The 10,444-nt window shown below is 71.0% G+C and carries 10 protein-coding genes and 3 tRNA genes; 8 read left to right on the top strand and 5 right to left on the bottom strand.

What is annotated here, in order from left to right; genetic code table 11:
• Positions 1-109: 109 nt before the first annotated feature.
• On the top strand, positions 110-1,009 hold the full coding sequence (locus tag ACFXJ5_RS04705; RefSeq protein ID WP_384626822.1) for a phosphoribosylaminoimidazolesuccinocarboxamide synthase: 900 nt from the start codon (positions 110-112) through the stop codon (positions 1,007-1,009).
• A 60-nt stretch (positions 1,010-1,069) separates the two neighbouring features.
• On the opposite strand, the gene ACFXJ5_RS04700 is transcribed toward ACFXJ5_RS04705, so the two are convergent.
• The 4 genes from ACFXJ5_RS04700 to ACFXJ5_RS04685 all read right to left on the bottom strand — a co-directional run bounded on the left by ACFXJ5_RS04700 (position 1,070) and on the right by ACFXJ5_RS04685 (position 1,886).
• A tRNA-Gly gene (locus ACFXJ5_RS04700) sits at positions 1,070-1,142 on the bottom strand.
• Positions 1,143-1,291: 149 nt separating this feature from the next.
• A tRNA-Gly gene (locus tag ACFXJ5_RS04695) sits at positions 1,292-1,364 on the bottom strand.
• A 46-nt stretch (positions 1,365-1,410) separates the two neighbouring features.
• Positions 1,411-1,482, bottom strand: a tRNA-Gly gene (locus ACFXJ5_RS04690).
• Between the two features lie 86 nt (positions 1,483-1,568).
• A complete protein-coding gene (locus ACFXJ5_RS04685; RefSeq protein WP_127356946.1) occupies positions 1,569-1,886 on the bottom strand; it encodes a histone-like nucleoid-structuring protein Lsr2 in 318 nt (105 codons plus the stop codon).
• 266 nt (positions 1,887-2,152) lie between these two features.
• Here ACFXJ5_RS04685 and purS point away from each other — a divergent pair, with 266 nt between their 5' ends.
• From purS to ACFXJ5_RS04665, 4 genes are all read left to right on the top strand, one after another.
• Positions 2,153-2,398 (top strand): phosphoribosylformylglycinamidine synthase subunit PurS, encoded by a 246-nt coding sequence (gene purS, locus ACFXJ5_RS04680; RefSeq protein WP_384626819.1) that lies wholly within the window; start codon positions 2,153-2,155, stop codon positions 2,396-2,398.
• The gene (gene purQ / locus ACFXJ5_RS04675) at positions 2,395-3,078 is read left to right on the top strand and encodes a phosphoribosylformylglycinamidine synthase subunit PurQ (protein WP_384626816.1); all 684 of its coding nucleotides are present in this window, start codon (positions 2,395-2,397) and stop codon (positions 3,076-3,078) included. Before purS ends, purQ begins: the two co-directional genes overlap by 4 nt.
• Entirely contained in the window at positions 3,075-5,324 is a 2,250-nt protein-coding gene (gene purL / locus ACFXJ5_RS04670; protein WP_384626814.1) for a phosphoribosylformylglycinamidine synthase subunit PurL, read from the top strand. Before purQ ends, purL begins: the two co-directional genes overlap by 4 nt.
• A 251-nt stretch (positions 5,325-5,575) precedes the next feature.
• Positions 5,576-6,430 carry a hypothetical protein gene (locus ACFXJ5_RS04665; protein WP_384626811.1) on the top strand — a complete coding sequence of 285 codons (855 nt, stop codon included), beginning with the start codon at positions 5,576-5,578 and terminating at the stop codon, positions 6,428-6,430.
• On the opposite strand, the gene ACFXJ5_RS04660 is transcribed toward ACFXJ5_RS04665, so the two are convergent.
• A complete protein-coding gene (locus ACFXJ5_RS04660) occupies positions 6,359-6,763 on the bottom strand; it encodes a hypothetical protein (RefSeq protein ID WP_384626809.1) in 405 nt (134 codons plus the stop codon). The genes ACFXJ5_RS04665 and ACFXJ5_RS04660 overlap by 72 nt on opposite strands.
• Positions 6,764-6,994: 231 nt before the next feature.
• Between ACFXJ5_RS04660 and ACFXJ5_RS04655 the strand changes: the two genes are divergently transcribed.
• The 3 genes from ACFXJ5_RS04655 (at position 6,995) to ACFXJ5_RS04645 (ending at position 10,347) form a co-directional block, all read left to right on the top strand.
• Positions 6,995-7,201, top strand: coding sequence for a DUF4177 domain-containing protein (locus tag ACFXJ5_RS04655; RefSeq protein ID WP_127357887.1), 207 nt, complete (start codon positions 6,995-6,997; stop codon positions 7,199-7,201).
• A 593-nt stretch (positions 7,202-7,794) separates the two neighbouring features.
• Positions 7,795-8,592: a sterol carrier family protein gene (locus ACFXJ5_RS04650; protein WP_384626806.1), complete on the top strand. Its 798-nt coding sequence runs from the start codon at positions 7,795-7,797 to the stop codon at positions 8,590-8,592.
• Positions 8,593-8,628: 36 nt separating this feature from the next.
• A complete protein-coding gene (locus ACFXJ5_RS04645; RefSeq protein ID WP_384626803.1) occupies positions 8,629-10,347 on the top strand; it encodes a hypothetical protein in 1,719 nt (572 codons plus the stop codon).
• Positions 10,348-10,444: the final 97 nt, after the last annotated feature.

Below are 10,444 nucleotides of genomic sequence, written 5' to 3'. Positions count from 1 at the left end.
AAACCCCCCCCCCCGCCGCCCCCCCCCCCCCCCCCCCCCCCCCCCCCCCGCGCCGACAGCCCCCGCATACGAGAGAATCAGGAGCTGAACCGCCGACCGGGGAGGACCCATGTCCGGATTCGTCGAAAAGCCGGAGCCCGCCCAAGTGCCCGGGCTGCTGCATCTGCACACCGGCAAGGTGCGCGACCTGTACCAGAACCAGGCCGGAGAGCTGGTGATGGTCGCGAGCGACCGGATGTCGGCCTTCGACTGGGTGCTGCCAACGGAGATCCCCGACAAGGGGCGGGTGCTCACCCAGTTGTCCCTGTGGTGGTTCGACAAGCTGGCCGACATCGTGCCGCATCACGTCATCTCCACCGACGTCCCCGAGGGCGCTCCCGCCGACTGGGAGGGCCGGACGATGGTCTGCACGTCACTGCGGATGATCCCGGTGGAGTGCGTCGCGCGGGGCTATCTGACCGGCTCCGGGCTCGCCGAGTACCAGCAGGACCGTACGGTCTGCGGGGTCACGCTCCCCGAGGGCCTGGTGGACGGGTCCGAGCTGCCCGCGCCGATCTTCACGCCGGCCACGAAGGCCGAGGTGGGCGAGCACGACGAGAACGTGTCGTACGAAGAGGTCGCCCGTCAGGTGGGCGCGGACACGGCGGCGCAGCTGCGGCAGACCACGCTGGCCGTATACGGCCTGGCCCGCGACATCGCGCGCGACCGGGGGATCATCCTGGCCGACACGAAGTTCGAGTTCGGCTTCGATGCCGAGGAACGGCTGACGATCGGGGACGAGGTGCTCACGCCTGACTCGTCGCGCTTCTGGCCGGCCGAGCTGTGGGAGCCGGGGCACCCGCAGCCGTCGTACGACAAGCAGTTCGTACGGGACTGGCTGACCTCGCCGGCGTCCGGCTGGGACCGGAAGAGCGAGCAGCCTCCGCCGCCGCTGCCGCCCGAGGTGGTCGAGCAGACCCGGGCCAAGTACATCGAGGCGTACGAGCGGCTCACGGGCAACGCCTGGTGAACGCCGAAGGCCCCGCCCGGATCAGGTTCGGATGATCCGGGCGGGGCCCTCGGGCTACAGAGCGGACGACGAGGCTCGAACTCGCGACCTCAACCTTGGCAAGGTTGCGCTCTACCAACTGAGCTACGTCCGCTTGCGGTGTTGCGAGGCCTACTGTAACCGAGCCCCGCACGTGCGACAAACCTGGATTCTCGCAGGCACGGACACAGTCACGGCCACAGACACAGGTGCGGACATGACGAAGGCCCTTGACCGGATTCCGGTCAAGGGCCTTCATTCAAGAGCGGACGACGAGATTCGAACTCGCGACCCTCACCTTGGCAAGGTGATGCTCTACCAACTGAGCCACGTCCGCACGGCGACTACTCTACCTGATCGTTTCGACCAGTCAGAACAGTCAGAGCGGGTGACAGGAATTGCACACTGCGCCTCCCCCCTGGAAGGGGGGCGCTCTACTACTGAGCTACACCCGCGTGACCTCCGCTGACCTGGCCTTCCGGCCCTGCCCTCGGCGCGCTGCAAACTCTAGCGGATCACCCGGGGTGGCTGTCCAATCGACTCAACTGGCCTCGGTGAACGCCTCGTAGACCTTCTTCGGGATGCGGCCGCGCGGCGGGACGTCAAAGCCGTTCGAACGGGCCCAGGCGCGGACCGCCGCCGGATCGGGCGCGACCGAGGTGCGCTTGTAGGTCTTGCCGGAACGGGCGTGCTTGCGCCCCGCCTCGACGTACGGCGAGAGCGCGTCGCGCAGCTTGTCCGCATTGCTCGACGAGAGGTCGATCTCGTAGGACTTCCCGTCGATGCCGAAAGTGATCGTTTCCTCCGCTTCGCCGCCGTCGAGGTCGTCGGAGAGGGTGACCACTACGCGCTGCGCCATGGATATCGGTCCTTTCGTGCGGAACAGGCTCGCACCTGTGGTGACGTGCGAAGTTCTATCGAATCCGACCGGTCGGGGTCAATACTTTTCATTTGTACATCGGGAAACATTGTGACGGGAAGCCTCGGGAAATTTCCTTCGCGTGTCATGCGAGCAATCGTGGCCGCCTGATTTCCGCTCCCATTTCGGTCCATATCTACTCGCGTAGATTCTCGAACGGGGTACGCTGAGGCACGTCTCACGCAACACCACCACCGGGAGTGACCGTGGCACGCGTCGTAGTCGACGTCATGCTCAAGCCGGAGATCCTCGACCCCCAGGGCCAGGCTGTGCAGCGTGCGCTGCCGCGTCTCGGGTTCGCGGGAATCGCCGATGTACGGCAGGGCAAGCGCTTTGAACTCGAAGTCGAGGGGCCGGTCGACGATGCCGCCCTCGGCCGTATCCGCGAGATGGCAGAGACCTTCCTCGCCAACACAGTGATCGAAGATTTCACCGTAAGGGTCGACTCGTGACCGCACGCATTGGTGTCGTCACATTTCCCGGCACTCTCGACGACCGCGACACCCAGCGGGCGGTCCGCCTCGCCGGTGCCGAGCCGGTGTCGCTCTGGCATCGCGACAAGGACCTCCAGCAGGTTGACGCAGTCGTCCTGCCGGGCGGTTTCAGTTACGGCGACTATCTGCGGGCCGGGGCCATTTCGCGCTTCTCGCCCGTCATGGAGTCCGTCATCGCGGGCGCGAAGGACGGTCTTCCGGTCCTCGGTATCTGCAACGGCTTCCAGGTGCTGACCGAGTCGCACCTGCTGCCCGGTGCGATGCTGCGCAACAATCACCTGCACTTCATCTGCCGTGACCAGAAGCTCCGTGTCGAGAACGCGGCGACCTCTTGGACGGCCGATTACGAAGCGGGCCAGGAGATCTCCATCCCGCTCAAGAACATCGACGGCCGTTACGTCGCCGATGAACACACCCTCGACGAACTCGAGGCGGAGGGCCGGGTCGTCTTCCGCTACGCGGACTGGAACCCCAACGGTTCCCTCCGTGACATCGCCGGAATCACCAATGCGGCCGGCAATGTCGTCGGCCTCATGCCGCACCCCGAACATGCCGTCGAGTCGCTGATCGGCACCGGTCGCACCGACGGCCTCGGTTTCTTCACCTCGATCCTGAGGAAGCTGGTCTCTTCGTCATGACCCTTGATACCGTCAAGCACGCCGAGCAGACCCCTGACACCGAGCAGCCGTGGTCCGAACTCGGCCTCAAGAAGGACGAGTACGAGCGCATCCGCGCCATTCTCGACCGCCGCCCGACCGGTGCCGAACTGGCGATGTACTCCGTCATGTGGTCCGAGCACTGCTCGTACAAGAGCAGCAAGATCCACCTCAAGCAGTTCGGCGAGAAGGCCCCCGAGAACGACGCCATGCTCGTCGGCATCGGCGAGAACGCCGGCGTCGTGGACGTCGGCCAGGGCTACGCGGTCACCTTCAAGGTCGAGTCGCACAACCACCCCTCGTACATCGAGCCCTACCAGGGTGCGGCGACCGGCGTCGGCGGCATCGTCCGCGACATCCTCGCGATGGGCGCCCGCCCGGTCGCCGTCATGGACCCGCTGCGCTTCGGCGCCGCCGACCACCCCGACACCAAGCGGGTCCTCCCGGGTGTCGTGGCGGGCGTCGGCGGCTACGGCAACTGCCTGGGCCTGCCGAACATCGGCGGCGAGGTCGTCTTCGACGCCTGCTACCAGGGCAACCCGCTGGTCAACGCCCTGTGCGTCGGCGTCATGAAGCACGAGGACATCCACCTCGCCCAGGCCTCGGGCCCCGGCAACAAGGTCATCCTCTACGGCGCCCGTACGGGTGGCGACGGAATCGGCGGCGTGTCCGTGCTCGCGTCCGAGACCTTCTCCGACACCGGCCCGACCAAGCGGCCGGCCGTCCAGGTCGGCGACCCCTTCCAGGAGAAGCTGCTCATCGAGTGCACCCTGGAGATCTTCCGCGAGGACCTCGTCGCGGGAATCCAGGACCTCGGCGGCGCCGGTCTGTCGTGTGCCACGAGCGAGCTGGCGTCGGCCGGTTCGGGTGGCATGCGGGTCGAGCTGGACACCGTGCCGCTGCGTGACGCGACGCTCTCGCCCGAGGAGATCCTCATGAGCGAGTCGCAGGAGCGCATGTGCGCGATCGTGGAGCCGGAGAAGGTCGCGCGGTTCCTGGAGATCTGCGAGAAGTGGGACGTCATCGCCACCGTCATCGGTGAGGTGACCGACGGCGAGCGCCTCGAGATCTTCTGGCACGGCGAGCAGATCGTCGACGTCCCGCCCCGGACCGTCGCCCACGAAGGCCCGGTCTACGAGCGCCCGTACGCGCGTCCCGCCTGGCAGGACGCCCTCCAGGCCGACGACGCCAACGCCCTCCCGCGCCCGGTGGGCGGCGACGAGCTGCGGGCCTCCGTGCTGGCCCTCGTCTCCTCCCCGAACCAGGCCTCCAAGGCGTGGATCACCGACCAGTACGACCGCTTCGTACAGGGCAACACGGTGCTGGCGCAGCCCGAGGACTCGGGCGTCGTCCGCATCGACCCCGATACGAACCTGGGCGTGGCCGTCGCCACCGACGGCAACGGGCGCTACGCCAAGCTCGATCCGTACACCGGCGCGCAGCTCGCGCTGGCGGAGGCGTACCGGAACGTCGCGACGACCGGTGCCAAGCCGCTGGCCGTCTCCGACTGCCTGAACTTCGGTTCGCCGGAGGACCCCGCGGCGATGTGGCAGTTCGCGGAGGCCTGCCGTGGACTGGCCGACGGCTGTCTGGTGCTGGGCACGCCGGTGACCGGCGGCAACGTCTCCCTCTACAACCAGACCGGTGACATCGCGATCCACCCGACACCGGTGGTCGCCGTGCTCGGCGTCATCGACGACGTCACCCGCCGTACGCCGATGGCCTTCGCGGACGAGGGCCACCTGCTGTATCTCCTCGGCGACACGAAGGTCGAGCTGGGCGGATCCGCGTGGTCGCAGGTCGCGCACGGGCACCTCGGCGGGCTGCCGCCCGCCGTCGACCTGGAGCGGGAGAAGCTGCTCGCCGAGATCCTCATCTCGGCCTCCCGCGACGGCATGGTCGACGCCGCCCACGACCTGTCGGACGGCGGCCTCATCCAGGCCGTCACCGAGTCCTGCCTCCGCGGCGGCCTCGGCGCACGGCTCGTGGTGCCGGAGGAACTGGACCCGTTCGTCTTCCTCTTCAGCGAGTCCGCGGGGCGGGCCGTCGTGGCCGTCCCGCGCAGCGAGGAGCTCCGCTTCACCGACATGTGCGGTGCGCGTGGCCTTCCGGCCACGCGGATCGGTGTCGTCGACGGTGACTCCATCGAGGTCCAGGGCCAGTTCACGCTTCCCCTGGCCGAACTCCGCGAGGCCCACGAGGGCACGATCCCGGCGCTCCTCGCGTAGGCGGCACCCCGCTCGTCGCCCGCCCGCCCCCTGCCCGCCCCCTGCCCGTCTCGACCCCGGCCCCGGTCGTCGGTCGAGTGCGGGCCGGTGGGGCGGGTTTTTCTCGCCCTCTCTCCCGCCGCGCCTCTGCTGGGTGGGTGGTTGCGGTCGGTTGGTGGCTGCGGGCTCGTGGTGGGGTTGCTTTCCCCCGCCACGCCCGCGTTAACACCGCCGGAACCACGGGGCGCAGGGCAGGGGCCCATACTCCTCGCGTGAGTGATGGCGAGGGTGCGTTGCCGGGGTGGTGGACGCGGGATGCGGGACGGTGGGCGGCGTGTCGGCCGGCGGGGTGGGCGCGGGCGGTGGGGGCGGCGGCCGGAGCGTGGCTGGTGGCGGTCGCGGTGGCGGTGGTCGTGGAGCCGCAGGAGTGGGGGGCGGGGCATGCGGCCCTGGCGGCGGCCCAGTTGTACTGGCTGGTGCGGTTGCCGGAGCTGACGCTGATCTCGGCTCCCGCGATCATGGCGTGGCTGATCTGGACGGAGCCCCCGGCGGCGTACGCGGCAGCGGTGGCCGCGCTGGCGTACGGCTGGGCGGCGGCCCGGCACCGGATCGGCGTACGGCGCCGCCAGCGGCTGCTCGCGGCGAACGCGGCGCAGGGGGTACGCCTGGCGCTGCCGGAGCCGGTGCCGCCGTTGCGCCGGGGGGCGGTACGGATCGGGGCGGGGGTCGCGCTCGCGGTGCCGGCGATCTGGTACCCGCCGCTGGGCGCACTGGCGTTGACGCTCGCGGCGGAGGGGACGGCCGCCCTCTACCGTGCCGCGCGCCTGCGCCGGGCACCCGTGCCGGTGCTGAGGGCGCTGGCCCAGGAGGACGAGGACGGCCGCCTCTGGGTGTACGCGGCGGACGACACGGCCGGCCGTCGGCCGCTGTTCTCCTGCCCCGTGTCGCCGGAGCCGGAGCCGGAGCTTGAGCCCGGCCCTGAGCCCGATGGCGCCGACGGCACCAGGCTGCGGCGGGCGGTGCTGTTCGGGGCCCCTTACGAGCGCGCGGAGTTGCTACTGCTCCGCGCCGACCGGGACGACGGCCCGTTGGTCGACCGGGCTGCAGGGCCCGTACGACCCGCCTGACGGCACCCGCAGCCGGGTTGCCAGCAGCAGCGCCAGCAGCATGACCCCGGACGCCGCCAGGAAGACGACGTCGATCGAGCTGACGAAGTCGGCCACCGCGCCCGGGCCCATGTCGCTGGTCGACCCGCCGGGCACCTTCGACGCGTAGACCCGGCTGAGCAGGGAGCCGAAGAGGGCCGCGCCGAGCGCGTTGCCCAGGGTCTGGAAGAAGCGGATGCTCGTCGTGGCCACGCCGAGCTGCTCACGCGGTGCCGTTTCCTGCACCAGGACGCCGCCCGTGTCGTACGCGACCGGGCCCCCGGCGAGACGGTCGTCGCCGCCGTGCGCCGCCACTTCCTGGAGGCGCTGGCCGCCCGGGATCCTTCCGTCGGGCTCAATGACAGCCCGTTGATTCTGACGGTTCGTCAACTCGTCACAGATACTCCGGCCTTGCTCGTACGGGTCTTCGCTCAGGGGGGCCGTTGAGCGGGCCGAGCGTGCTTTTGAGCTCGTCGAGAACGGGCTAGGCGGATACGCCGTACGGTGATTGGCTAGGGCCCTTCCTACCTGAAAGGCCCCGGACCCATGAGTTACGAGTACAAGGTCGTCAGCTTCCGCGAATCGCTGATCGGCGACGCCCTTGACGGCGACAAGCTGGAGAAGACCCTCAACAAGCAGGCGGAGGACGGCTGGCAGCTCAAGGCCATCACCGCCGCCGATGTCAAGGGCCGCATCGGGCCCGGCGCGGTCGAGGGTCTGCTGCTGACGTTCGAGCGGGTCGTCGCCGGCTGAGGTCGGCTGTTGCGGTCGGGTCCGGGGCCTCCGGGGCTGGGGGTCCTGGACCGACATATTTACGTGCGTGACGGGTCCGTCCGTTGCCTCACCCGGCATGCCGCACACAAATATGCGGAGCGTCCAGAACCCCCACCCCTCCGACCCCGGCCCCTCACGTCGTCCACCTTCTGCTCCCCGGGTGGGTGGGTGCCGCCCCGGCCCTCCCGTCGCCCACCTTCTGCTCCCCCCGGGTGGGTGTCTCCGGCCCCGGCCTTCCCGTCGTCCACTTCTGCTCCCCGGGTGGGTGGGTGCCGCCCCGGCCCTCCCGTCGCCCACCTTCTGCTCCCCCCGGGTGGGTGTCTCCGGCCCCGGCCTTCCCGCCGTTCACTTCTGCTTCCCCGGGTGGGGTGGGTGGCTGCGACCCCGGTCCCTCGCGGCGTCCACCTTCTGCTCCCCCGGGTTGGGGGTAGGCCGTCCGCCTGAGGCGGACGGGCTGGCCCAACCCGGCCACTCGGCGTACGCCGCGCGACAACCTCAGCCACCCACCCTGCGAAGGCGCAGGCGTCCCGAAGCAAGGCACGCGCCGGCGAGGGCCGCGTAGGCTGCGGGGCATGCCGCCAGCCGCTCGCCGAGCCCGCCGTTACGATCCGGAGAAGACCGGCGTCGCGCTTGTCGCGCAGGTTCGACATGTCGTGGACGCGGCACGTGGCCTGGACGCGAAGGCGCTGGCTGGTCCTTCCGGGCTGCCGGGGTGGGACGTGCACGAGTTGCTGGTGCACATCGCCCGGCAGATCGAAGCGGTGCCGGATGTCCTGGAGCGGCCGGCGCCCGGGAAGGCCGACCTCGACCTGGTCGGGTGGGCGGGGTCCACGGTCACCATCGCCGGTCGGTTGGATGAGGACACCCGGGAGGCGGCCGCCACCACCGAGCGGGCCGTTGCCCGGTTGGAGGAGGCTGCTGGGCGGCTGGACGCGGTTCTGGATCAGGCCGTCGAACCCGACCGGTTGATCGCGATCACGCTGGGCGGCATGCGCAGCACAGATTTCCTCGTCACCCGGCTCGTGGAGCTTGTCGTCCACAGCGACGACCTGGCCACCGCAACAGGGGTCGCCGTTCCCCTCGACCGGCAGGCCGTCGCCGCGGTCGTACGGCTTCTCGCGGACGCCCTCGCCGGCAAGGCGCCCGGCAACTCGGTCGAGGTCCGTGTCCCGCCCTACGCCGCGGTTCAGTGCGTACCGGGCCCCCGCCACACCCGCGGCACCCCGCCCAACGTCGTCGAGACCGACCCGTTGACCTGGATCCGGCTGGCCACGGGACGTACGACCTGGGCCGACGCGCTCGAGTCCGCAGCTGTGTCGGCGAGCGGCGAGCGGGCCGACCTCGGGCCGTACCTGCCGGTCCTGGGCTGATGGTTTCCTCATAAGAAGGACCCGCATAATGCGCCGGTGAGCACATCTGCGCTGCCGCCGGCCGACGACCACATACCGGGTGGCTGCCGCCCGTGGACGACCGCTGACTCTGCCCGCTGGGCGGCCGTGCGGCTGCCGAGGTGGGCGCGGCCGGCGTGGCCTGCGGCGGCGCTGGCGCTGAGTGTGGTCGTGGCGCTGGCCTTCTCGTCCGGCGAGGTGTGCACGGTCTCTGCGCCCTGCGGGCCCGAATGGTTCGATGCCGCCGGGACGATGCTTTTTCTGCCCCACTTGGTCTGGCTCTTCGTGCTGCCGGAGCTGGCCGTGGTGTCGGCGCCGCTGCTGCTCCTGTGGATGGCGGACCCGGGCAACTGGCAGGGTGCCTGGGGGGAGCGGATCGCCTCGGGGGCCGTGGTCGCCGCGCTCTGCTGGGGCTGGGCGGGGGTCGTGCTGCGGTTGCGGGCGCGACGCCGGCAGCGGAGGTACGCGCTCGACGCGGCCGGCGGGGTGACGGCCGCCGTGCCGCACACCGTGGCGCGGGTCCGCCGGGGCGTGGCGCTCGGTGTCACCGGCGCGGTGGTGTGCGCGGCGGCCGCCTTCCTCCTCACGACAGCGGTCATGGGTGATCGCCACGACGAGCTGATGGCGCGCACGGCCACTCCGCTCAAGGCCCAGGTCACCGGGTACGACGACGCGGACGGTGTGGTGACCGTCGCCCTGCGGGGCCAGAAGCACCGCATCGAGGTCGCGGGGGACTACACCGTCGGTGACACCATCCCCGTCCTCGCCAAAGGCGACTGGATCCGCCCCGCCGCCGAACCGTACGAGGACCGCACCGGCCGGCAGGCCCTCGGGCTCCTCGGCGCCGGACTCGGGGTCTCGCTCGTCGCCGGCGGTCTCCTCGCGGGCCTGCGCGCGGCCGCCCTGCGCCGCAGGCCGGTCCCGGTGCTGCGCGTGACGGCCCGGCGGCGTGGCGGGCGGATGGAGATCTTCGCGGCGGGTGACGGAGAGGGCGACCGGCCCGCGCTCAGCTATACGTCGTTCGGCCCCTCGTGGCCGGGGCTGCGGGACGGGGTCCTCTACGGGGCCCCGTACGAGGGCGGCGAGGTCCTGCTCACCGGCGCGCACAACAACAGCCCGACGGCTCAGGCGGGCGCGGGACCGGTACGGCCGGCGAGCGCGGAGGTCGACCTCGCCGTCGCCCGGAGGCCGCGCGGCGACCGCACCGGCAAAGCGCTGGCCGCGCACCGGCGGGACGAGCAGGACCGGCTCCGGGTCGCGCTCGCCACCCTGAAGCCGCCTGCCGGGCCGGTCCGCTGGCAGGGCGGCCCGGTGGCCCGGCTCCTCGGTGTGCTGCTGGTGTGCGTGGTCACCGGCATGTGGATCGGGCTGCTGGCCGAGGGCGAGCAGGGCAGCGTCTGGCGCTACGTGACCTGGTTCCTGGGCAGCATCTGGATGGCCGCCAACGCCTGGGCCCTGGTGGCCTGGCGGATCACCGCCGATGGCACGGGGCTGCGCGTCCGCGCCCGCTGGCGCACCCGGCACGTGCCATGGGACACGATTCGCGCGGTCGTCTACACCCGCGACGGCCTCCTGGTCGTACGCACCCTCACCGGCACCCCCGACGCGGTGGTCGGCACGGTCGGCTGGCCCTGGGCCGAGCGTCAGTTCGGCCTGCACAACCGGGCCGGACGCGCCGCCGCCGAACTGGCGGCCATGGTGCGCGATTCCGCCCTGCGGCCGCCGGTCCGGGGCTGACCAGGCGTACGTCACATGGCCAGGCGCCCCAAGGGGTTACGCGCATAGAACCAGGCCCTTCGCGCGTCCCTCGTTCGGACGATGGCGGAACCTGCCC

It is taken from the genome of Streptomyces sp. NPDC059373, from assembly GCF_042751495.1.
In the GTDB taxonomy this organism is placed as follows: Bacteria; Actinomycetota; Actinomycetes; order Streptomycetales; family Streptomycetaceae; genus Actinacidiphila.
This window is presented reverse-complemented; position numbering and strand designations above follow the sequence as displayed.